This window comes from Streptomyces sp. NPDC057424, assembly GCF_042803315.1.
Classification (GTDB): Bacteria; Actinomycetota; Actinomycetes; order Streptomycetales; family Streptomycetaceae; genus Streptomyces.
This window is the reverse complement of the sequence record NZ_JBHVCP010000033.1, coordinates 1-22768: the sequence shown is the minus strand read 5'-3', so window position 1 is coordinate 22768 and position 22768 is coordinate 1. Positions and strand designations below refer to the sequence as shown.

The window sequence follows — 22768 nt, the reverse complement described above, 5'->3', positions numbered from 1 at the left end:
CGCAGGGCAGGGACGACGACGTCCCCGCGAACTATCGCGCTGATCACGCCACCTAGGCTATCGCTCCCCACAGGGGCTCCGTCATGAGCCGTATGTGTACAAAACCAGCCCCGGAAGTTTGACGTTCTGCACAGTGCCGCCACGGGTTCCGGTGGGCGGGCTCCGGTCAGGCCGCGAGCCGCTCCGCCTCAGCGACCGCTTCCTCCAGCGTGTCCACGACAGGAACACCGACGGCTTCCAGGCTCACCCGGCTGTGCGACCCGCCGGTGTACAGCACGGCGCGGGCCCCCACGTGCAGGGCGGCCACCGCGTCGTCCGCCGCGTCCCCGATCACCACGGTGCGCTCCGGCGCCACCCCGCTCAGCGATGCCAGGTGCCGCACCATGTGCTCGGCCTTGCTGCCCCCCGACGGTCCGGTCCGGCCGTCCACCCGTATGAAGTGCGGCTCGATGCCGAACCCCCGGACCAGCGGAACGAGCTCCTCGTGCACGTACATGCTCAGGATCGACTGGCTGCGCCCTGCCGACCGCCACCCGGTCAGCAGCTCCACGGCTCCCACCGTCAGCTCGCACGCCGTCCGGTGCTCGGCGTAGTACCGGTGGAAGATGTCGTCCATGGCCTCCCACTCGGCCTCGGTCGGCAGCCGCCCCATCAGCCGCTCATAGAACTTCGGCACCGGTACGCAGTACAGCTCCCGGTACTTCTCCAGCGTCAGCGGCTCCAGCCCCAGCTCTCCGAAGGCCGCGTTCGTCGCCCCGATGATCGCGTCGATGTCGTGGAACAGCGTCCCGTTCCAGTCCCAGACAATGTGCGCGCCCGTCTTCGTCCCCATGCCCAAGAACGTACCCGCCCCCACTGACAATCAAGAGAACGGCACCTCAACGCGCCCCCCGCGGCCGGTTCAGACCCCGCGTCCCACCAGGTTCGCGATCTCCTGCGTGGCGAACCACAGCAGCTCGTGGTCCTCCGCCGCATCCACCGCGAGCCGGGCGTCGTCGTCCCCGCCGTCCGCCGCCGGCAGCGCCTCGGCGGCCGTCGTCACATCGGCCTCCGCGTCCGCCGCGTCGACATGCACCGACGCGGCCTTGCCCAACGGCACCGCACCCGCGACCCGCACCTCCCCCGGCGCCGCCGCTTCGGGACCCTGGCCGGGATCCGCGCTCACGACCCGGTCGGCCACGTCGACGGCGATCACGACCCGTCGCCGCGGCGCCTCGGGCTCGGCCGCCAGCAGACGCAGCGAGGCCTGCGCGGCCCGGCCGAGCGCCGCGTACTCCAGTTCCTCGATGTCCTCGGAGGCGTACCACTCGCGCAGCCCGGGCGTCACGGCGTACGCGACGAACGGCCCGGCTCCCAGCTCACCCGTCCTGTACGCCTCGGCGAGACCGGGGAGGGTCAGGGGCACGTAGACACGCATGGGTGGCCGCTTTCGTGGTCGTGGTCTGAGAGCTCCGGAGAGCTCCGGAGGGCTTCAGGATACGTGCGGCGCGTCCCCTTTCGAGTCCCGCCCCGTGCCCCCGGACGCGTCCACCCCGGGCCCGGAATTCACCCGGCCCGCCCCCGTGCCCACGAGGTCCACGACCCCGACACCACTCGGATAAGTGAACATTCCGGCGCCCGCGACCCGGATCGCGCTTCCTTGCCGCCGCCCCCGTCGGCCCCGTACAAGATCACCAACCCGAAGTTACTCCCCGGTATCCACCGGGCCCACGAAAACGGGGACCCCCATGCACAAGGTCATGACCAGGACCCAGCACCGCCCGACCCGCCACGACGCCCACCGCACCACGACGACCACGACGCCCCACCCGCCAGTGCCCACCACACCCCGCCCTCCCGCCGTCAGCACCACACCCCGCACCCCGGACAGCACAGCACCCCGCACTCACGCGAGCACGGCATCCCGCTCTCGCACGAGCACCGCACCCGGCACTCCCGGCGGCACAGCACCCGGCACTCCCGGCAGCACAGCATCCCGCTCTCGCACGAGCACCGCACCCGGCACCCCCGGCAGCGCCACCCCACGCACCCCCGCCGGCACCGCTCCCCGCACCCCCGTCGGTACCGGAGCCACGCCGCCCGCTCCCGTCGAAGCCACGCCGCCCGCTCCCGTCGGTGCCGCGCCCCCGCGCTCTCCCGGCAGCGGGCGTGCCCGGCCTCCGGCGGCGGGCGGCCGCCCGCCGGCCTCGGCCCGCTCCAAGACCTCACGCACCCGCCCGGCGGACACACGCCCACCAGGCCCCTCCGCGACCCGCACAGCCCTCCGCAGGACCACGGGCACCACCACCCCGGCGCGCGGCACGGACGCCACCGCCCCCGCTTCCCCCGAGACCGCCCCACGTGTCCCGGCCCAGGGCTCCCGCCGAGCGGCGATTCCCCAGCCCCTCCCCACCGATGTCTTCGCCGACCTCCTGGTCGCCGTGCTGAGCGGCCACCGCCCCGTCCACTCGATGCTCCGCCACACCCGCGGCCGTGCCTACGACGAGCTGGCGTGGCTGGCCGAACGCGGCCCCCTGCGCACCCGCGGCGCCCGCCCCGTCGTCCGCGACATCGGCTACTTCGAACCCCGGCCGGGCGCGATCGAGGCCTTCGCCCGCATCGGCGCGGGCGACCGGCTGCGCGCCATGGCCTTCCGCCTGGAACTCGGCCAGGACCTCCGCTGGCGCTGCACCGCGGTGGAACTCGGCGGCCCGCGCCCACCCCGCCCGGAGTGCGGCTGACGCCTGGTGCGGCCGCCTGAAGCCAGGCGCGGCCGCTCCCAGCACGAAGGGCCGGACACCCTGAGGTGTCCGGCCCTTCAAGCCGCTACGGCGCCTGGGCGACCGTCACTTCTTGCGGCGCCCCCGGCCCCGCGCCTGCTTGCGCCGCTCCGCGCGCGTCAGGCCGTCCGCCTCGGAGCGCACCGGCTCACCGTCCTCGGTGAAGTCGCCCTCGATGGTGCCGCCCTCGCCGTCGACCGTCGGCGCGGAGAAGTGGAGGTTGCGCCGCTGCGGGACGTCGAGACCCTTGGCGCGGATCTCCGGCCGGGAGCCCGCCTGCGCCGGCACCGCGTCCTGCTTCTCGAGGTCGGCCACCGGCTTGGTGTCCTCCACCGGAACCTCCTCGACCTGCTGCTCGACCTGGACCTCCAGGTTGAACAGGTAGCCGACGGACTCCTCCTTGATGCCCTCCATCATCGCGGTGAACATGTCGAAGCCCTCGCGCTGGTACTCGACCAGCGGGTCCTTCTGCGCCATGGCGCGCAGGCCGATGCCCTCCTGGAGGTAGTCCATCTCGTAGAGGTGCTCGCGCCACTTGCGGTCCAGGACCGACAGCACGACCCGGCGCTCCAGCTCCCGCATGATCTCGGAGCCGAGCTGGTCCTCACGCGCCTGGTACTGATCGTGGATGTCGTCCTTGATGGAGTCGCCGATGAACTCGGCGGTCAGCCCGGCCCGGTCGCCGGCCGCCTCCTCCAGCTCCTCGATCGTGACGTTGCACGGGTAGAGCTGCTTGAAGGCGCCCCACAGCCGGTCGAGGTCCCAGTCCTCGGGGAAGCCCTCGGCGGTCTCGGCCTGGACGTACGCGTCGATCGTGTCGTCCATGAAGTGCTGGACCTGCTCGTGCAGGTCCTCGCCCTCCAGGACGCGGCGCCGCTCGCCGTAGATGACCTCGCGCTGGCGGTTGAGGACCTCGTCGTACTTCAGGACGTTCTTACGGGTCTCGAAGTTCTGCTGCTCGACCTGCGACTGGGCGGAGGCGATCGCGCGCGTGACCATCTTGTTCTCGATCGGCACGTCGTCCGGGACGTTCGCCATCGACATCACGCGCTCGACCATCTGGGCCTTGAACAGGCGCATCAGGTCGTCACCGAGGGAAAGGTAGAAGCGGGACTCGCCCGGGTCGCCCTGACGGCCGGAACGACCACGCAGCTGGTTGTCGATGCGCCGCGACTCGTGCCGCTCGGTGCCCAGCACGTAGAGCCCGCCGAGCTTCTCGACCTCGTCCTTCTCGTTCTGGACGGCCTTCTCGGCCCGCTTGAGCGCCTCGGGCAGGGCGTGCGCCCACTCCTCGATGTGCTCCTCGGGGTCGAGGCCGCGCTGGCGCAGCTCCGCCTCGGCGAGGTCCTCGGGATTGCCGCCGAGCTTGATGTCCGTACCACGGCCGGCCATGTTGGTGGCCACCGTGACGGCGCCCTTGCGGCCGGCCTGGGCGACGATCGTCGCCTCCCGGTCGTGCTGCTTGGCGTTCAGCACCTCGTGCTGGATGCCGCGCTTGCTGAGCTGCTGCGAGAGGTACTCGGACTTCTCGACGGAGGTCGTGCCGACGAGGATCGGCTGGCCCTTGCCGTGCTTCTCCTCGATGTCGTCGACGACCGCCTCGAACTTGGCGACCTCGGTCCGGTAGATCAGGTCCGACTGGTCCTTGCGGACCATCGGCCGGTTCGTCGGGATGGGTACCACGCCGAGCTTGTAGATCTGGTGGAACTCAGCGGCCTCGGTCATGGCCGTACCGGTCATGCCGCACAGGCCGGGCTGCTCCTTGCCGCTGTGGTCGTGGCGCTTGTAGAGGCGGAAGAAGTTCTGGAGGGTGATCGTGGCGAGCGTCTGGTTCTCGTCCTTGATCGGCACCCCTTCCTTCGCCTCGATCGCCTGGTGCATGCCCTCGTTGTAACGGCGGCCCGCGAGGATACGTCCGGTGTGCTCGTCGACGATCATGACCTCGTCGTCGATGATGACGTAGTCCTTGTCCTTCTTGAAGAGCTCCTTGGCCTTGATGGCGTTGTTCAGGTAGCCCACCAGCGGCGTGTTCACCGACTCGTAGAGGTTGTCGATGCCCAGCCAGTCCTCGACCTTGGCGACACCGGACTCGTGGATGGCGACCGTGCGCTTCTTCTCGTCGACGTCGTAGTCGCCGGTCTCCTCGATGCCCTTGAGCGGCTGGCCGGCCTCGCCGCGCTTGAGACGCTTCACCAGCTTGGCGAAGTCCCCGTACCACTTGGTGGCCTGGTCGGCCGGGCCGGAGATGATCAGCGGCGTACGGGCCTCGTCGATGAGGATCGAGTCGACCTCGTCGACGATGGCGAAGTTGTGGCCGCGCTGGACGAGCTCGTCCTGGGACCAGGCCATGTTGTCGCGCAGGTAGTCGAAGCCGAACTCGTTGTTCGTGCCGTACGTGATGTCGCAGGCGTACTGCTCGCGGCGCTGAGCCGGCGTCATGTTGGCGAGGATGCAGCCGACCTCGAGGCCCAGGAACCGGTGGACGCGGCCCATCATCTCGGAGTCACGCTCGGCCAGGTAGTCGTTGACCGTGATGATGTGGACACCCTTGCCGGACAGGGCGTTGAGATACGCGGGCAGCGTGCCGACGAGGGTCTTGCCCTCACCGGTCTTCATCTCGGCCACATAGCCCATGTGCAGGGCCGTGCCACCCATCATCTGCACGTCGTAGTGACGCTGGCCGAGGACGCGCTTGGCGGCCTCGCGGACGGTGGCGAACGCCTCGGGCAGCAGGTCGTCCAGGGTCTCGCCGTCCGCGTAGCGCTGCTTGTACTCATCGGTGAGGGCGCGCAGCTCGGCGTCGGAGAGGTCGACGAAGTCCTCTTCGATGGAGTTGACCTGGTCCGCGATGCGGTGCAGCTTGCGCAGGATCTTGCCTTCGCCTGCACGCATGATCTTCGAGAGGACGGACACGGGGGTTGGTCTCCTTGCCGGTCGGGCCTGGGACGGTCGGTTACCACTTGACTTACTGAGCAACGGCCATCGTATGCGAGGACCCCACCGCGCCGGGAGGGCCTGCCGTGACGGCGACCGTCCGCTGCTTCGATTCTGATTCACGTCTGCTTCAAAGGGGACAACGTGCGGCCCCCTCGGATAGTGCCGCACCTCTCCACCGAATTGCACAACGCGTGACCACTCCCTCACCGAAGGCAAACACATGGCATCGCCGCCACCCGCCGAGCAGAATCGGCCGATGGACCCCGTCACCCTCACCACGGACCGCCTCCTGCTGCGCACGGTGGGCCCCCAGGACACCGAAGCGGTGTACGACGCCTGCCAGTGCCCCGACATCCAGCGCTGGACCACGATCCCCTCGCCCTACTTGCGCGAGCACGCCCGGAGCTTCACGGAACAACTGGCACCGGACGGCTGGGCGGACGGCTCCATGTTCACCTTCGGCGTCTTCCTGCGCTCCGGAGAACTGGCGGGCATGCTCGGCATCACGATGCGCGCCCTGGGCATGGGCGAGATCGGCTTCTGGGCCGCGAAACAGCACCGCGCCAACGGCTACGTCACCGAGGCCGCCCTCACCGCCTGCCGCTGGTCCTTCACCCACGCCGCACTCGACCGCGTCGAATGGCGCGCGGAGGTGGGCAACCGGGCTTCCCGCGCGGTGGCGGAACGAGCGGGCTTCACGGTCGAGGGCACACTGCGCTCCGCGATGAACAACAAGGGAGTGCGCCGGGACACCTGGGTGGGCTCCCTGCTCCCCTCGGACATGGGCCTCCCCTCGACGGCCCCGTACCTGCCGGCACGCTGACCGGCCCGGCCGCCCTGGCAAACCAGCAGGTCACATCCCGCTGTCAGTCCCACCCCATACTCTGCGACCATGACCACCCCGCCCCCCACCGCAGACCTCTCCGCAGACGAGGCCCGCAGAATCACGCTCCGCGCCCAAGGCTTCCTCGGCGCGCCCGACCGCCGCTCCGGCGTCCGCGGCATCCTCCGCCACCTGGGCGCGATACAGCTCGACACCATCTCGGTCCTGGCCCGCTCCCATGAACTCGTCCCGTACGCGCGCCTGGGCGCCGTCGGCCGCAAGACAGTCGAGGACGCCTACTGGCAGGACACGCACTCCTTCGAGTACTGGTCCCATGCCGCCTGCATCCTCCCCATCGAGGAGTGGCCCCACTTCGCCTTCCGCCGCCGCGCCTACCGCAACCGGCCGCACTGGAACCACGAACTCCCCGACGGCGCCTACGACCGGGTCATCAAGCAGCTCCGCTCCGAAGGCCCCCTCACCGCCACGGAGTTGGGCGGCGCGAAGAAGACGAACGACTGGTGGGACTGGTCCGGCTCCAAGGTCGCCGTCGAACGCGCCCTGATGTACGGCGAGGTGGTCTGCGTGGAGCGCCGCGGCTGGAAGCGCGTCTACGACCTGGCCGAGCGCGCCGTCCCGGAGGAGCTGCTGCACGACGAGCTGGACGACACCGAGTGCCTGCGCCGCCTCGTCCGCCTGGCGGGCCGCTCCCTCGGCGTCGGTACCCGCGCGGACATCGCCGACTACCACCGCCTCAAGGGCGAGCAGGTCGACGCGGTGATCGCCGACTCGGGCCTGGTCCCGGTCTCGGTCGAGGGCTGGGGCAAGCCTGCCTGGGCCGACCCCGCGGCTCTGGAGACGCCTCCGCGCGGCCGCCACCGCACCACGCTCCTGTCGCCGTTCGACTCCCTGATCTGGGAGCGGGCGCGCACGGAACGGATCTTCGGCTTCACGCACCGCCTGGAGGCCTACGTCCCCAAACCGAAGCGGATCTACGGCTACTTCGCGATGCCGGTGCTGGCCGGCGGCCGTCTCGTCGGCCGCGTGGACCCGGCCCGCGAGGGCCGCACGCTGGTGGCCAAGCAGGTCACGCTCGACGGCCCGAAGGCCGTACCGGCCGTCGCCCAGGCGCTGGCCGAGGCGGCGACCTGGGTGGACTGCACGGACGTCCGTGTGGAACGGGTCGACACGCCGGGCCTGCGCGAACCCCTGGCGAAGGAACTCGCCCGCCTTCTCGGCTGAGACCGCGCCCTAGCGGATCTCGAGGATCTTCTCCCGCATCGCGTACACCACCGCTTCCATCCTGGAGTGCAGCTGCAGCTTCTCCAGGATGTTGCGGACGTGGTTCTTCACGGTGTTCTCGGAGATGAACAACTCCTTGGCGATGTCACGGTTGTTCATTCCCGTCGCGACGAGCTTGAGGACTTCCAGTTCACGGTCGGTCAGGCGCGGCGCGGGCACCAGCCGGCGGTCGTCCGCGCGCTGGATCATCGACTTGAACTCGGTGAGGAGTTTCGACGCCATGGACGGGCTGATCTGCGACTGCCCGTCGGCCACCGCGCGAATGGCGGTGGCCACCTCGTCCGTGGAGATCTCCTTGAGGAGGTAGCCGGTTGCTCCCGCCTTGATGGCGTCGTAGAGGTCGGCTTCCTCGTCGCTGATCGTCAGCATGATGATCTTGGCGCTGGGTGCCACCTCCTTGATGGAGGTGCACGCCTCGATCCCGCCCCGCTTGGGCATCCGCACGTCCATCAGGACGATGTCGGGCAGCAGGTCGGCGGCCTTCTCGACGGCCTCGGCGCCGTCGCCCGCCTCCCCTACGACCTGGATGTCCTCCTCGGCCGCGAGCACGATCTCCAGGCCACGGCGGAACAAGGCGTGGTCGTCCACCACAAGGACTCTGATCGGTTCCTTGCGTGGAGTCCCCGAGTCCGGGCCCATGCCGACGACGCCGTCGTCGGCATCCTCGTCTCGCATCGGTCCGAAGCTGTCCGCCATCGTTCCTCCCCCTGAAGGCTGTGGCCTGAGGTCCTGAGCCATCGCCAACCCAGAGCAACGACCCACCGGTTGGGCCGTGGCCACCATGATTTCATGCCCGGACGGCACCGGGGTGCCGGAGCGGGGCGCGAAGTGGTCGCACGGGGGTGCCCCTGGGGGCGCACACGCGCTCCAGGGGCACCTGTTCCGCTGTCATCCGGCACGGTCAGCCGCCGAGCGCACCGCCCGCGTCCGGGGAGTGCGCCTGGGTGACCATCGTGTCCGTGCTGAGGTGGATCACACCGTAGTCGTAGGCGTGCCGCCGGTAGACGACACTCGGTTCCTTGGTCTCGGAGTCGACGAACAAATAGAAGTCGTGCCCGACCAGCTCCATCTCGTAGAGAGCCTGGTCGAGGGTCATGGGGGCTGCGACATGGGTCTTCTCGCGGACGACGATGGGGCCGTCACCCTGCACTTCCAGCGAGCCGATCTTCTTCGTGGGGACGGCCTCGGGCTCCTCCTCGGGAGCCGGCACCAGGCCGTTTCCGTTGAGCGTCGCCACGCCAGGAACGTGGTCGGCGACCTCGGCCGCCGGGATCCGGCGCGCACCGCGGCGCGAGTACCGCTTGTCATGCTGCCTGCGCAGCCGGGCTTCCAGCTTTTCCGCCGCCAGGTCGAGCGCCGCATACGGATCGCTCGCCGCTGCCTCCGCCCGGATCACCGGACCGCGCGAGCGAAGCGTGATCTCCACTCGGTCACAGCGGTCGGCCTGCCGGGGGTTGGGCTCCTTGGACACCTCGACGTCGAGGCTGATCACCTTGCCATCGAGCTTCTGGATCTTCTCCAGCTTCAGCTTCTCGGCCACGTGCTTCCGGAACCGCTCGGGCACCTCGGTCTTGCGGCCCTTGACGACGATGTCCACGCAGAACTCCGTTCCCGGATCGCTCCGCTTCGGTGCGGAGCGTCTCCCTTTTGCACCAGGCTCCGGTGAGTCCCGGAACCTCGGACTCGGTGACTCCCACCTCCTCCCCCGTGAGCGAGATCTCCACTCCACCGTCGCGAGTGATGAAGAAAAACCCGCAGCACGGCATTCGGATTTGAGAGGTGTGGCCTGCGGCTTTCCCTCTCAACCGAACATATCTCGCCCGGACGGATGGCGTCACCCTCTACTGCGGCGTACCTCCGTTCAGGTGAAAAGGCCCTCTCGTTACCTGCAACGACACAAGATCTCAGTCAGTTCCGGTTTATTTCGAAAGAGTCCGGTGACGCCGCGACCACTGCCGCGCACACCACGTCAACGACTCCGCCGGCGTCCACCGCGCCCGCGTTCACCTTCCGGGCGGGCCGCCGGCCCGTCCTCTCTCGCCTTGATCCGACGTTCTGTTCTTCTCTGCTTTCCCAGGTCTCTCCCCCGTACACGGCAGAAGTCCGTGCAGCGTTCGGAATCAGCCCAGCCGCCCCGGACGGGATCTCCGGCTCGTGCATAACCGCGCGCAGTACTCGTGCGGCCTCCGCCAGGGAGGCCCCCGTGGTCATCACGTCGTCGACGAGGACGACCGGCCCTCCGGAGAGGAGCCGGGCACCGCCCGAAGCCACCGCCAGCGCGCCCGCGAGATTGTCCAGTCGCTGCCGGGAGTTGAGCCCCGACTGGTCGGCCACGGCCCGCCGCTGCCGCAGCAGACCGACCACACGGGCCGGAAGGCCCCTCCGCCGCAACTCACCCGCTGCCGCGAGCGCGATCCGCCTCGCCGGATCATGCCCCCGGGCTCGCACGGCCCGCCGCCCTGACGGCACCGGCACCAGCAGCACGGGAGCCCTGCGGCCCCGGGACCCCGCCACCCCGGCCCCGACCGGAGCCCGGGCGTCCTGGAGTCCCGCCCGCACGGCTCCCGCCAGCGCCGCCCCGAGCGGACCGGCAAGCACCAGGGCACCCCGCTCCTTGTGGGCCAGCAGCATCGCCCGGACCTCGTCCGCGTACCGGGCCGCCGCGTGCACCACGGGCAGCCCGGGCGGCTCCGGCGCCGGCCGCACCCGACGCGCCTCGCCCCCGCTCAGCACCGCACGGCACGGCACGCACAGCGCCGTGCGAGGCACCCCGCACCCCCCGCACTCGCCCGGCAGCACCAGGTCGGTGAGGTCCTGCCACCATCCCCGCATGGAATCCACTGTGCCCACACGGGCCCCGGCCCTGCCACCCCTGTGGACCACCACCTGTGGACAACCGGCCGCCCCGCCACCTGCTCGTCCCTCACACGAGTGATGCCCGCAGATGCCACGCGCAGGAGCCACGCCGACAGCCCCGTGCACGCCCCATGCACGCCCCCGAACGCCTACGGCCGCCCCTCCCGAGTCCACCTCGGCAGCAGCGGCCGCCCGCGTCCGGCACGCCCCGGCCAGACCCGCCACCGGGGCGCTCACACCTCACCCCGGATAGACCGGCGCCGTCCCCTCCGTCACCTTCTGCCACTGCTCACCCGCCGGCAGGCGGACGATGCCGTCGACCGAGTTCGCCACCAGCGGCAGCTGGTCGTCCTCGGCGGCGGTGACCTCCTTGACGCCGGTCAGGGCCGCGGGCGCCGGCACGTCCGGCGTGGAGCCGTCGACCTGGACGTACCGCATCTGCTCGACGCCCCCGTGTTCGCGCCCGACCACCACGAGCCGGCTGTCCCCGGCCCAGGACATGGTGCTGACCTCCTCCAGCCCTGGTGTCGCGGAGCGCAGTTCGACCACCGTGACGGCCGACTTCCCACCCGGCTTCTCGTCCCGCTCGATCAGCCCGATGAGCAGGGTCTTCTTGCCGTCCTTCTCCACCACGAGCGCGATCCGCACCCCGTCGGCGGCGACCCGCACGGACTGGATCCGTCCGTCCAGGTGCGGCGTGCGCACCTCCACCGGTTCGCCCTTGCCCTCCTCGAACAGGAGCAGCCGGGGACGGTCGGGGTCGCGGTCGGCCACCCAGAGGCCGTCGTCCGCGTCCCAGCTGGGGGTCGTCAGCCGGTTCTTCTCGGCCCCGCCCCGGCTGCGCAGTACCGGCTCGCCCAGCGAACCGCCCGAGACCAGCGACCCCACGTACAGGGACCGGCCGTCGAGGCTGACGCCGGCCGCGGTGCGCTCGTCACGCGACACCGCCACCGACCGCAGCGCGGTGCCGCCCTCGCCGAGCGCCCCCGGCGCCGGGTCCGGCTTGGTTCCGCTGTTGCCCGAGGGAATCCGTACGAGCCGGTGCTCACCGTCGACGAAGTACAGGTAGTCGGGGTGCCGCGTCGAGCTCCGGGAGGCCGCCGAGTCCGCCGCCTGCTGCGTGAGCGAGCACAGTTCCGCCCCTCCGGCCCGCAGCTTGACCTCGTCCACGGCGGGGCTGAGGTTCCGCAGCGTGAACAGTATCTGTGCGGCCATCTCCTGGCACCGGTTCGCGCCGATGCCCGCGGCCTTGCCGTTGAGCGGGACCGTCAGCTTGTTCCGGTCGTCGGGCGTCAGCGCGCCGGCGCCCTTCGCCAGCGCCGTACCGGTGGGGAAGCTCGACCTGACCACGGGCCCCAGCCACCGCGTGGGCCCGTTGAGCAGGGAGTTCACCATCTGCGCCATGGGCTCCACACGCCGGCGCACGTAGACGGGGTCGGCGACCGCCGTGGGCTGTGCGTCCGACCCGGCCGCGACGCTGTTCGAGGCGAAGTAGTACTTGCTGACGGACATGTAGTTGCGCTGGAAGTCCGACTCACCCATGACGACGCCCTGCGGCAGCGCGTCGATCCGCCACTGCCGCTTGTCGTCCTGCGTCAGGTGCACGCTCCCGCCGTACGCCCCGGTCGCCGGCGCGTAGGCCTGCCGGGCGTCGACGGTGGCGACCTTGGTGCCGGTCAGCATGTACGAGATCTCGCCGGTGGTGTTCCCGCCGCCCCCCGGCTCGGGCTTGGCGCCCGGCCCGTCCGTCAGCACCGTGGCGGACACCTCGGGCCGCCACGTCTTCGCCGCTTCGCCGGTCAGGTACTGGCGCGCGGTCTTGTAGTGGGGATCGTCGCTGGTGAGCGCTTCCAGGAAGCCCTGCACGATGTCCGAGGGCGGCGCGTCCTCCCCCGGCGGCACGGCGAACACCCGCACCTGGGTCTCCTGGCGCGGTGTGGACTCCACATCCTGCAGATCCCCGCTGTCCGGCATCGAGGCACACCCCGCCAGCACCAGAACGCCACCGGCGGCGTACGTCATCACGCGCGCGGGCCTGCGCCGGCCGCGCCCTTCGCGGTCAGCGCCCACGAGATGCCTCCCCTTGCCTGTCCACGTGCCCGGGCCCGGTCTCCCGGCCGCCCGGGCCGACGGAGCCGTTGTCCTCGTCCTGCGGCCCGTTCACGACCTGATCCCGTCCGGCCCGGCCGCCGGCATCCTCGTCGCGCCCTGCCCTCTCCGGGCCCCTCACGCCCCCGCCGGGAGCCGGCAGCTCCGCCCCCGCCGATTCGTCCTGCCGCCGCGTGCCCGAAGCAGGCCTGGGCACCACACGGGAACCGTTGCCGGGCAGCGCCGTCGGATCCGCCGTGGGGGCGACACGCGGCGGTATCGGGTCCCGCTTCGCCCTCTGCGGCACCGCCCCGCTCACCTGTTGCGCCGGCACGTTCGCCCGCTTCTCGCCGTCCCCGCCGCCGCACGGCAGACCGGCGTCGTCGAGTCCCCGGTTCCGCCGTGAGTCCTTGGGCTCCAGCGGTATCGGGGAGCCCCGCAGCGGCTCGTCGGCGGTCCTGGGCAGCGTCAGCCGGAACTGCGAACCGCCGCCCGGCTCCCCCCACGCCTGCAGCCAGCCGCCGTGCAGCCGCGCGTCCTCCAGAGCGATGGACAGACCCAGGCCCGTCCCTCCCGTGGTACGGGCACGTGCCGGGTCGGCCCGCCAGAAGCGGCTGAACACCCGGGTCGCCTCGCCCGGCTTGAGCCCGACCCCGTAGTCCCGCACCGCCACGGCCACCGCGCCGCCCGCCGCGGCGAGCTTGACGACGACATCCTTGCCGTCGCCGTGCTCGACGGCGTTGACGACGAGGTTGCGCAGCACGCGCTCCACGCGCCGGGCGTCGGCCTCGGCGACGACGGGCTGCTGGTCGCCGAGGATCCGGATCCGCGTCCCCTTGCGCTCCGCGAGCGGCTCGGCGCCGCTGACCACCCGCCGCACGACGTCCCCGAGGTCTATCGGCTCCGCCTCCAGCGCGGCGGCGCCCGCGTCGAACCGGCTGATCTCCAGCAGGTCCGCGAGCAGCGACTCGAACCGGTCCAGCTGGTCGGCGAGCAGCTCCGCCGACCGCGCGGTCACCGGGTCGAAGTCCTCACGCGCCTCGTGGATGACGTCCGCGGCCATCCGGACGGTCGTCAGCGGCGTGCGCAGCTCGTGCGACACGTCCGACACGAACCGGCGCTGCATCCGCGACAGGTCCTCCAGCTGGCTGATCTTCAGCTGCAGGTTCTGCGCCATCTTGTTGAAGGCCTCACCGAGCCGCGCGATGTCGTCCTCGCCGGTGACCTTCATACGTTCCTGGAGCCGCCCGGCCGACAGCCGCTCGGCGATCCCCGCCGCCATCCGCACCGGGGTGACGACCTGCCGCACCACGAGCCAGGCGATGGCTCCGAGCAGCACGACGACGAACAGTCCGGCTGTCGCCAGAGTGCCCTTGACCAGGCTCAGCGACTTCTCCTCCTGGGTGAGCGGGAAGAGGTAGTAGAGCTGGTACGGGTCCCGGTTGGGGTCGTTGACCTGCTGGCCGATGACCAGACCGGGCTGAGAGTCCTTGGTCGCGTTGTTGTAGACGATGCGGGTGTAGCTCTGCGCGGCCGTCGTACTGCTGCCGATCCGCTCACGCAGGTCGGCGGGCACGCTCTTGCTCCAGTCCACCTCACCCGAGGCACGCTGCCCGCGTCCACCGGCTCCGTCCGCGTCGGAGGCCGGGAGCGTGACCACGTCGAAGGCGCCCTGACCGCCGCTGGACAGGGAGGAGACGAGCTCGCTCATCCACTGGATGACGTTCTGCGCGTGACGGCCGTCCGCGGTGGCGACATCGTCGCCGGTACCGCTCGCGGCCTCGTCGGCCCGCTGCTTGGCCACCGCGAACCCGCCCGTGGCCTGGCTCTGGGACGCCTTCACCTTGGCGTCCAGCAGGCCGTTGCGCACCTGCCCGATGACGACGAAGCCCAGCAGCAGCACCACGCCCAGCGACATCAGCAGCGTCGTGACGACGACCTTGAGCTGGATGTTGCGCCGCCACAGCCGCATGACGGGCAGCAGCGGCCGGCGCACCCACCGCATGAACAGGCGGATGACCGGGCTGCCCTGGACCCCGCCCTGGAGCAGCAGCCCGCTCTCCAGGAACCGCCCCCAGCGGGAGCCGGGCTTCTTCCGCCCGACAGGCCGCTCCGGGCGGGCCCCGGACCGGCCGGGCGCCGAAGCGGCACTGTCGCCGGACATGTCAGCTCGGCCCTGCCTTGTACCCGACACCACGGACGGTCACCACGATCTCCGGCTTCTCCGGGTCCTTCTCGACCTTGGAGCGCAGCCGCTGCACATGCACGTTGACCAGCCGCGTGTCCGCCGCGTGCCGGTAGCCCCAGACCTGCTCCAGCAGCACCTCGCGCGTGAACACCTGCCACGGCTTGCGCGCGAGCGCGACCAGCAGGTCGAACTCCAGCGGCGTCAACGCGATCGACTGCCCGTCCCGCTTCACCGAGTGCCCGGCCACGTCGATGACCAGGTCACCGATGGCGAGCTGCTCCGGAGCGGGCTCCTCCGACCTCCTGAGCCGCGCCCGGATGCGGGCCACCAGCTCCTTCGGCTTGAACGGCTTCACGATGTAGTCGTCAGCGCCCGACTCCAGGCCCACGACGACGTCGACCGTGTCGCTCTTCGCGGTCAGCATCACGATCGGCACACCCGACTCCGCCCTGATCAGGCGGCACACCTCGATGCCGTCCCGGCCGGGCAGCATCAGATCGAGCAGCACCAGATCGGGCTTGGCATCACGGAACGCGGCCAGCGCCTTGTCACCGTCGGCCACGAACGACGGCTCGAAACCCTCACCACGCAGCACGATGCCGAGCATCTCGGCCAGTGCGGTGTCGTCGTCGACGACAAGGACTCGTCCCTTCATAAACGACATCATCCCATTCTCATAACGGTGGCGAAGGCAGTGGTGAGGTACCTCACCGGCCAGTGACCATAGTCGCAGCAAGCGCTACTGTCTGCCCTCGCCCGCCCGCAGATGATCTCGAGCAGGGCCGGGAGGCGAAGGTGCCGGAGCCCGCCCCCGCCCCGCACACCCTCCGCAACCGCCCGGACTCAGCCCGCCGCCGCGCTGCGCGACCGCGCACACACCTCGGCGAGTGCCTCGGCCGTCACAGGCGAAACGGCACCCTCCTCCGTGACGATCGCCGTCACCAGCTCGGGCGGAGTCACGTCGAACGCCGGGTTGTAGGCCTGCGTCCCCAGCGGCGCCACCGGAATGCCGCCGCCCGCCTCCGCACCGACCACCGGCACCTGCGGCGCCGTCACCTCGGTCACCTCGTGCCCAGGACGCTGCTCGACCTCGATGGACGCCCCGTCCGCCGTGTCCAGATCCACCGTCGTCACCGGCGCCACCACGATGAACGGCACGTGGTGGTAGCGCGCCAGCACGGCCAGCGGGTAACTCCCGACCTTGTTGGCCACCGAACCGTCCGCGGCGATGCGGTCCGCCCCGACCAGCACCGCGTCCACCTCCCCCGCGGCGAACAGCGACCCCGCCGCGTTGTCGGTGAGCAGCGTGTACGCCATCCCGCTGCGAGCCGCCTCGTACGCCGTCAGGCGAGCGCCCTGCAGCAACGGCCGCGTCTCGTCCACCCACAGCCGCCGCAGCCGCCCCCTCCGGTGCGCCGCGAGCGCCACGGCGAACGCCGTCCCCTCACCGCCCGACACCAGCGAACCGGTGTTGCAGTGGGTGAGGATCCGGTGCCCGCCACCGGGCAGCAGCTCGTCCAGCAGCGCCAGCCCGTGCTCGGCCATCCGCCCACTGGCCTCGGCGTCCTCCCGGTGCAGCTGCCGCGCCGCGGCCAGCGCCGCCGCGGCCGCCTGCCTGACGTCACCGCCCCGGGCGAGCGCCGCCTCGTGGGCCGACTGGGCCCGGCGCACACCCACGGCCAGGTTCACCGCGGTGGGCCGGGCGCCCGCCAGCGCGACCGCTGCCTCGTCCACGTCGAAGCCCCGCACGGCGGCGAGCGCGACCCCGTACGCCCCCGCGATGCCGAGCAGCGGTGCCCCGCGCACGGCGAGCGAGCGAATCGCCTCCACAAGCGCGGACGCGTCCGTACAGACCAGTTCGACCTCCTCTGCGGGCAGCCTCGTCTGGTCCAGCAGGACCAGAACGGGGCCTTCCGGTGGCTCTTCCCAGCGGATCGCCGGGATCTCGGTCGGCCGCTTGCCATCGCCGCTGTGCGCGTACTGATCAGCCATGCCGTCAGTCTGCCCCCTATCGAGCGGACAATTGAAGGTACGCAGCCCATACCGCGGCCAGTCACTCCAAGACCAGCGCATGGCACGATGGCTGCCAACCTGCCGCCGCGACCGCGGACGGGCACCGTGAAGGAGCGACGATGAACGACACTCCGGGCTGGGCCTCGCCCGGATCCGCCCCGTCCGACGGGCAGAAGCCGGACCAGTCCGGCCCTGCCGAGCCCACCGACCGCCCCGCACAGCCCGCGGACCAGCCGGCTCAGCCCGGCCAGGCCCCGCAGGGCCCCGGCCCGCAGTGGTCCAAGGAACAGCCGCCACCGGCCCAGTGGTCCGCCCCCAGCGGCCCGGCCGCCCCCGGCCAGGCTCCCCCACCCCCGCCCCCCGGCCCGGGCTGGGGCAACCAGCCCCCCGGAGGCCATGGCGGATACGGCGCACCAGGCGGCCCCGGCGGCCCTGGCGGCTGGGGAAGAGGCTGGGGCGGCCCCCCGCCCGCCGCCAAGCCCGGCGTCATCCCGCTCCGCCCGCTCGGCGTGGGCGAGATCCTCGACGGCGCGGTCTCCACCATGCGCACCTACTGGCGCACGGTCCTGGGCATCTCGCTGACCGTAGCCGTCCTCACCGAGGTCATCGTCGTCCTGTTCCAGGGCCTCGTCCTGGACGACGCCAGCACCGACGCCCTCAACGACCCCAGCGCCACCCTCAACGAGCTGAGCCGCGCCATGGGCGACGCGCTGCTCAACTCCAGCGTGATCTTCGTGATCTCCCTGGTCGGCACGGTCATCGCGACCGCCCTGCTCACCACCGTCACCAGCCGCGCCGTGCTCGGCAAGTCGGTGACGATCGGCGAGGCATGGCGCGACGCCCGCCCTCAGGTCCTCAAACTGTTCGGCCTCATCTGCGTGTTGCTGCTCATCACCGTCGGCGTCGTCACCGTGGGAGCCCTGCCCGGCCTCCTCGTCACCGTCGCCGGGAACAACGGCGCAGGCGTCGCTCTCACGGTCCTCGGCATCATCGGCGCCGGCATCGTCGCCCTGTGGCTGGCGATCCGCTTTTCCCTCGCCTCGCCCGCCCTCATGCTGGAGAAGCAGGGCATCAAGAAGGCCATGAGCCGCTCCGCGAAGCTCGTCCAGGGCACCTGGTGGCGGATCTTCGGCATCCAGTTGCTCGCCACGATCATCGCGAACGTCGTCGCCTCGATCATCGTCATCCCCTTCACCTTCCTCGCCGCGGCCCTCAGCGGCGACGGACTCACCGGCTGGCTCAACACCGGTGTCGGCAGTCTCGGCTGGACGTTCCTCATCGTCAGCGGCATCGGCTCGGTGATCGGCTCCATGATCACGTTCCCGATCACGGCCGGCGTCACCGTGCTCCTCTACATCGACCAGCGCATCCGCCGAGAGGCCCTCGACCTCGAACTGGCCCGCGCCGCAGGCGTCCAGGGCTACGGCTCCACCGCCCCCGGCGCCACCCCGGGGAGCTGATGCGGTGAGCCGGGCGGGGGAACTTCTCACCACGGCGCTGCCACGCGCCGGCATACGGACGCTGCGGAGCGTCGGCGACACCTCTCTGCTGTCGTCGGCCCGCTCCGACGACGAGCCGCCCCTCACCATCCCGCGCGACCCCGCGCGCGAGGCGGCCCGACGCGAGCTCTCCAAGCGGATGTACCACGAGGACGACCCCAGCCTCTTCCAGCGCGCCCTCGACGCCTTCTGGGACTGGCTCGGCAAGCTCTTCAACACCGCCTCGACCGCCACCCCCGGCGGTACACTCGGCCTGATCGTCATCATCCTGGCCGTCATCGCGGTCCTGGCCGCCCTGTGGTGGCGCCTGGGCACCCCGCGCCGCCAACCCACCTCGTCCGCAACCCTGTTCGACGACCGCCCCCGCAGTGCCGCCGACCACCGCGCCACCGCCGAGGCACACGCCACCCAGGGCCACTGGAACCAGGCCGTCCAGGAACGCATGCGCGCCCTCGTCCGCGCCCTCGAGGAACGTGCTCTCCTCGACGTCCGCCCCGGCCGCACCGCCGACGAGGCCGCAGCCGAAGCAGGCCGGGCCCTGCCCGCCCACACCGACCGACTGCGCACCGCCGCCCGCGACTTCGACGACGTCACATACGGTGGCCGCTCGGCGACCGAGCAGTCGTACCACCGCATCGCGGAACTCGACCGCGACCTGGAACGCACCAAGCCCCACCTCGCGACCACCGCCCACAGCACGGCCCCCAACAGCAGCCAGGGAGCCGCCGGATGACCACCGAGGCCCTCCTCACCACCACCTCGGCCTCGCCCACCGCCCGCCAGGTGTGGACCCGCGCGCGCGGCATCGCACTCGCCCTCGTGGTGCTCCTCGCGGGAGCCGTCGCCATCGCCGTCATCCGCTCCGACGCCCGACACGGCGAACTCGACCCGCGCTCCGCCGACCCCAACGGCAGCCGCGCCGTCGCCGAACTCCTCGCCGACCGGGGCGTGGGCACCCGCGTGGTCACCACCCTGGACGAAGCAGCCACCGCAGCCGGCCCGGACACGACCCTCCTGGTCGCCACCCCGGACCTGCTGACCCGCAGTCAGCAGACCCGGCTGCACAACGCGTTCGCCGACTCCCACGGCCGCACGGTCCTGGTCGCCTCCGGCAGCGCCTCCATCGAACGGCTCGCCCCCGGCGTCACCGCCGACCCCGCCACCAGCCTCGCCTCGGCGCTCTCCCCCGACTGCGCCCTGCCCGCCGCCCGGCGCGCAGGCAACGCCGACACGGGCGGCGTCCGCTACACCACCACCCACCTCGGCGCCGACGCGTGCTACCCCAGCGAGCGCCTGGCCACCCTGCTGCGCATCCCCGACGACAAGGGAGGCGGCGACACCGTCGTCCTCGGCGCGCCCGACATCCTCCTCAACGACCACCTCGACGAGCAGGGCAACGCCTCCCTCGCCCTCCAGCTCCTCGGCTCCCGCCCTCATCTGGTCTGGTACCTCCCCTCGCTGTCCGACACGTCGGCCACCGGCCCCGACGACGAACGCAGCTTCCTCGACCTGCTCCCCTCGGGCTGGCTCTGGGGCACCCTGCAGCTCTTCATCGCCGCAGCCCTGGCCGCCCTGTGGCGGGCACGCCGGCTCGGCCCCCTCGTGCCCGAAAAACTCCCCGTCGCGATCCACGCCTCGGAAACCGCCGAAGGCCGCGCCCGCCTCTACCGCAAGAGCGACGCCCGCGACCGCGCTGCCGACGCTCTTCGCTCCACCACCCGCACCCGCCTCGCCCCCCTCGCAGGCGTCCCCTCCACCCAGGCGCACACGCCCGAGGCCCTGCTCCCCGCCCTGTCCGCCCACCTCCAGGGCGACGGCCAGGACCAGCACGCCCTCCTCTTCGGACCACCGCCCAGCGACGACGCAGCACTCATCGCACTCGCCGACCGACTCGACGCCCTCGAAAGAGAGGTACGCCGTCCATGATGGACCCGACCACTGACAACGCCGGGCAGACCGGGGACCCGGGCACCGCCCGAGACGCCCTGGAGGCCCTGCGCGCCGAGATCGCCAAGGCCGTGGTCGGCCAGGACCCCGCCGTCACCGGCCTCGTCGTCGCCCTGCTCTGCCGCGGGCACGTCCTCCTCGAAGGCGTCCCCGGCGTCGCCAAGACGCTCCTGGTCCGCGCCCTCGCCGCCGCCCTCGAACTCGACACCAAGCGCGTCCAGTTCACCCCCGACCTGATGCCGAGCGACGTCACCGGCTCCCTGGTCTACGACACCCGCAGCGCAGAGTTCTCGTTCCAGCCCGGCCCGGTCTTCACCAACCTCCTCCTCGCCGACGAGATCAACCGCACGCCCCCCAAGACCCAGTCGTCCCTGCTGGAAGCCATGGAGGAACGCCAGGTCACCGTCGACGGCACCCCCCGCCCCCTCCCCGACCCGTTCCTGGTCGCCGCGACCCAGAACCCGGTCGAGTACGAGGGCACCTACCCCCTCCCGGAAGCCCAGCTGGACCGCTTCCTCCTCAAACTCACCATCCCCCTCCCGTCCCGCCAGGACGAGATCGACGTCCTCACCCGGCACGCGGAGGGCTTCAACCCCCGCGACCTCCACGCCGCCGGCGTACGCCCCGTAGCGGGCCCCGCCGACCTGGAGGCAGCCCGCGCAGCGGTCGCCAAGACGACCATCTCCCCGGAGATCACCGCCTACGTCGTCGACATCTGCCGCGCCACCCGCGAGTCGCCGTCCCTCACCCTCGGCGTCTCCCCCCGAGGCGCCACGGCCCTCCTGGCCACCGCCCGCGCCTGGGCCTGGCTGACCGGCCGCGACTACGTCATCCCCGACGACGTGAAGGCACTCGCCCTCCCCACCCTCCGCCACCGCATCCAGCTCCGCCCGGAGGCCGAGATGGAAGGCGTGACGGCCGACTCCGTCATCAACGCGATCCTCGCCCACGTCCCCGTCCCCCGCTGATGGCACTCACCGGACGCGCCGCCCTCCTCGCGGCCCTGGGCTCCCTCCCGGTCGGCATCTGGGAGCCCGGCTGGACGGGCATCCTGGCGGTCAACGCACCCCTGGCCGTGGCCTGCGCCTGCGACTTCGCGCTGGCCGCCCCGGTACGCAGCCTGGGCCTGACCCGCTCCGGCGACACCTCCGTACGCCTCGGCGACACGGCGGACGTCACCCTCACCGTCACCAACCCGTCCCGCCGCCCGCTGCGCGCCCGGCTCCGCGACGCCTGGCCCCCCAGCAGCTGGCGGCCCGGCACGGAGACAACGGCCTCCCGCCACCGCCTCACAATCCCTCCGGGCGAACGCCGCCGCATGACGACCCGGCTACGCCCCACCCGCCGAGGCGACCGCCAGGCCGACCGCGTCACCATCCGCTCGTACGGCCCCCTCGGCCTCTTCTCCCGCCAGGGCACCCACAAGGCCCCCTGGACGGTGCGCGTCCTGCCCCCGTTCACCAGCCGCAAGCACCTGCCTTCCAAACTGGCCCGCCTCCGCGAACTGGACGGCCGCACCAGCGTCCTCACCCGCGGCGAGGGCACCGAATTCGACAGCCTGCGCGAGTACGTCCCCGGCGACGACACCCGCTCCATCGACTGGCGCGCCACAGCCCGCCAGACCACGGTCGCCGTACGCACCTGGCGTCCCGAGCGCGACCGCCACATCCTCTTGGTCCTCGACACCGGTCGCACCTCGGCCGGCCGTGTGGGCGACGCACCCCGCCTCGACGCCTCGATGGACGCGGCCCTTCTCCTCGCAGCCCTCGCCTCCCGCGCCGGCGACCGCGTGGACCTCCTCGCCTACGACCGGAAGGTCCGCGCCCTCGTCCAGGGCCGCACCGCGGGCGATGTCCTTCCCGCCCTGGTCAACGCGATGGCCACGCTCGAGCCGGAGCTCGTCGAAACGGACGCCCGAGGCCTCACAGCCACCGCTCTCCGCACGTCCCCCCGCCGCTCCTTGATCGTCCTGCTCACCACGCTGGACACGGCCCCCGTCGAGGAGGGCCTGCTCCCGGTTCTCGCCCAGCTCACCCGGCGCCACACGGTCCTGCTGGCATCGGTGGCAGACCCGCAGATCACCGAGATGGCCAAAGCGCGCGGCAACGTCGACGCCGTCTACGAGGCCGCCGCAGCCGCCCAGGCCCAGTCAGAACGTCACCGCACCGCAGAACAACTCCGCCGCCACGGCGTCACGGTCGTCGACGCCACACCGGACGACCTGGCGCCGGCCTTGGCGGACGCGTACTTGGCTTTGAAAGCAGCCGGACGCCTCTGACATACGGCGGCCCCCGAAAGGGGGCCTAAACGCAGAAAACCCCCGCATCAGAAGATGCGGGGGTTTTCCCAAAAATTG

The 22768-nt window shown here is 71.6% G+C and carries 17 protein-coding genes and 1 pseudogene; 8 read left to right on the top strand and 10 right to left on the bottom strand.

What is annotated here, in order from left to right:
• Positions 1 to 166: 166 nt before the first annotated feature.
• Both ACFU3E_RS24250 and ACFU3E_RS24245 read right to left on the bottom strand, forming a co-directional pair.
• Entirely contained in the window at positions 167 to 832 is a 666-nt protein-coding gene (locus ACFU3E_RS24250) for an HAD family hydrolase (protein WP_384161875.1), read from the bottom strand.
• A 69-nt stretch (positions 833 to 901) separates the two neighbouring features.
• Positions 902 to 1417, bottom strand: coding sequence for a DUF6912 family protein (locus ACFU3E_RS24245; protein ID WP_384161872.1), 516 nt, complete (start codon positions 1415 to 1417; stop codon positions 902 to 904).
• Positions 1418 to 2063: 646 nt separating this feature from the next.
• Here ACFU3E_RS24245 and ACFU3E_RS24240 point away from each other — a divergent pair.
• A pseudogene (locus tag ACFU3E_RS24240) lies at positions 2064 to 2720 on the top strand (Rv3235 family protein); the annotation flags it as partial.
• A 105-nt stretch (positions 2721 to 2825) separates the two neighbouring features.
• On the opposite strand, the gene secA reads toward ACFU3E_RS24240, so the two are convergent.
• Positions 2826 to 5672, bottom strand: coding sequence for a preprotein translocase subunit SecA (secA, locus tag ACFU3E_RS24235; RefSeq protein ID WP_384161869.1), 2847 nt, complete (start codon positions 5670 to 5672; stop codon positions 2826 to 2828).
• Between the two features lie 280 nt (positions 5673 to 5952).
• Here secA and ACFU3E_RS24230 point away from each other — a divergent pair, with 280 nt between their 5' ends.
• Positions 5953 to 6519: a GNAT family N-acetyltransferase gene (locus ACFU3E_RS24230; RefSeq protein ID WP_384161866.1), complete on the top strand. Its 567-nt coding sequence runs from the start codon at positions 5953 to 5955 to the stop codon at positions 6517 to 6519.
• Between the two features lie 69 nt (positions 6520 to 6588).
• Entirely contained in the window at positions 6589 to 7761 is a 1173-nt protein-coding gene (locus tag ACFU3E_RS24225) for a winged helix-turn-helix domain-containing protein (RefSeq protein WP_384161863.1), read from the top strand.
• A gap of 9 nt (positions 7762 to 7770) precedes the next feature.
• Here ACFU3E_RS24225 and ACFU3E_RS24220 read toward each other — a convergent pair whose 3' ends face one another.
• The 7 genes from ACFU3E_RS24220 to mtnA form a co-directional block, all read right to left on the bottom strand.
• Positions 7771 to 8517 (bottom strand): response regulator, encoded by a 747-nt coding sequence (locus ACFU3E_RS24220; RefSeq protein WP_384161859.1) that lies wholly within the window; start codon positions 8515 to 8517, stop codon positions 7771 to 7773.
• 205 nt (positions 8518 to 8722) lie between these two features.
• Positions 8723 to 9418, bottom strand: a complete 696-nt coding sequence (gene hpf / locus ACFU3E_RS24215; protein ID WP_030837593.1) for a ribosome hibernation-promoting factor, HPF/YfiA family — start codon at positions 9416 to 9418, stop codon at positions 8723 to 8725.
• A 311-nt stretch (positions 9419 to 9729) separates the two neighbouring features.
• Entirely contained in the window at positions 9730 to 10653 is a 924-nt protein-coding gene (locus ACFU3E_RS24210; protein WP_384161855.1) for a ComF family protein, read from the bottom strand.
• Positions 10654 to 10917: 264 nt separating this feature from the next.
• The gene (locus ACFU3E_RS24205) at positions 10918 to 12747 is read right to left on the bottom strand and encodes an LpqB family beta-propeller domain-containing protein (protein WP_384161852.1); all 1830 of its coding nucleotides are present in this window, start codon (positions 12745 to 12747) and stop codon (positions 10918 to 10920) included.
• The gene (mtrB, locus tag ACFU3E_RS24200) at positions 12737 to 14929 is read right to left on the bottom strand and encodes an MtrAB system histidine kinase MtrB (protein WP_384161849.1); all 2193 of its coding nucleotides are present in this window, start codon (positions 14927 to 14929) and stop codon (positions 12737 to 12739) included. Before mtrB ends, ACFU3E_RS24205 begins: the two co-directional genes overlap by 11 nt.
• 1 nt (position 14930) lies before the next feature.
• Positions 14931 to 15620 (bottom strand): two-component system response regulator MtrA, encoded by a 690-nt coding sequence (mtrA, locus tag ACFU3E_RS24195; RefSeq protein WP_384161846.1) that lies wholly within the window; start codon positions 15618 to 15620, stop codon positions 14931 to 14933.
• A gap of 176 nt (positions 15621 to 15796) precedes the next feature.
• On the bottom strand, positions 15797 to 16945 hold the full coding sequence (gene mtnA, locus ACFU3E_RS24190; RefSeq protein ID WP_384161842.1) for an S-methyl-5-thioribose-1-phosphate isomerase: 1149 nt from the start codon (positions 16943 to 16945) through the stop codon (positions 15797 to 15799).
• Between the two features lie 140 nt (positions 16946 to 17085).
• Here mtnA and ACFU3E_RS24185 point away from each other — a divergent pair, with 140 nt between their 5' ends.
• Genes ACFU3E_RS24185 through ACFU3E_RS24165 form a run of 5 tightly spaced genes read left to right on the top strand, consistent with a single transcriptional unit; the run spans position 17086 to position 22690 of the window.
• Positions 17086 to 18426 (top strand): glycerophosphoryl diester phosphodiesterase membrane domain-containing protein, encoded by a 1341-nt coding sequence (locus ACFU3E_RS24185; RefSeq protein ID WP_384161839.1) that lies wholly within the window; start codon positions 17086 to 17088, stop codon positions 18424 to 18426.
• 4 nt (positions 18427 to 18430) lie between these two features.
• Entirely contained in the window at positions 18431 to 19198 is a 768-nt protein-coding gene (locus ACFU3E_RS24180; RefSeq protein ID WP_384161836.1) for a DUF4129 domain-containing protein, read from the top strand.
• A complete protein-coding gene (locus tag ACFU3E_RS24175) occupies positions 19195 to 20391 on the top strand; it encodes a DUF4350 domain-containing protein (protein ID WP_384161834.1) in 1197 nt (398 codons plus the stop codon). Before ACFU3E_RS24180 ends, ACFU3E_RS24175 begins: the two co-directional genes overlap by 4 nt.
• The gene (locus ACFU3E_RS24170) at positions 20391 to 21380 is read left to right on the top strand and encodes an AAA family ATPase (RefSeq protein ID WP_384162006.1); all 990 of its coding nucleotides are present in this window, start codon (positions 20391 to 20393) and stop codon (positions 21378 to 21380) included. Before ACFU3E_RS24175 ends, ACFU3E_RS24170 begins: the two co-directional genes overlap by 1 nt.
• Positions 21380 to 22690, top strand: coding sequence for a DUF58 domain-containing protein (locus tag ACFU3E_RS24165; RefSeq protein ID WP_384161831.1), 1311 nt, complete (start codon positions 21380 to 21382; stop codon positions 22688 to 22690). The genes ACFU3E_RS24170 and ACFU3E_RS24165 overlap by 1 nt, the downstream gene beginning before the upstream one ends.
• The last annotated feature ends 78 nt before the right edge of the window (positions 22691 to 22768 follow it).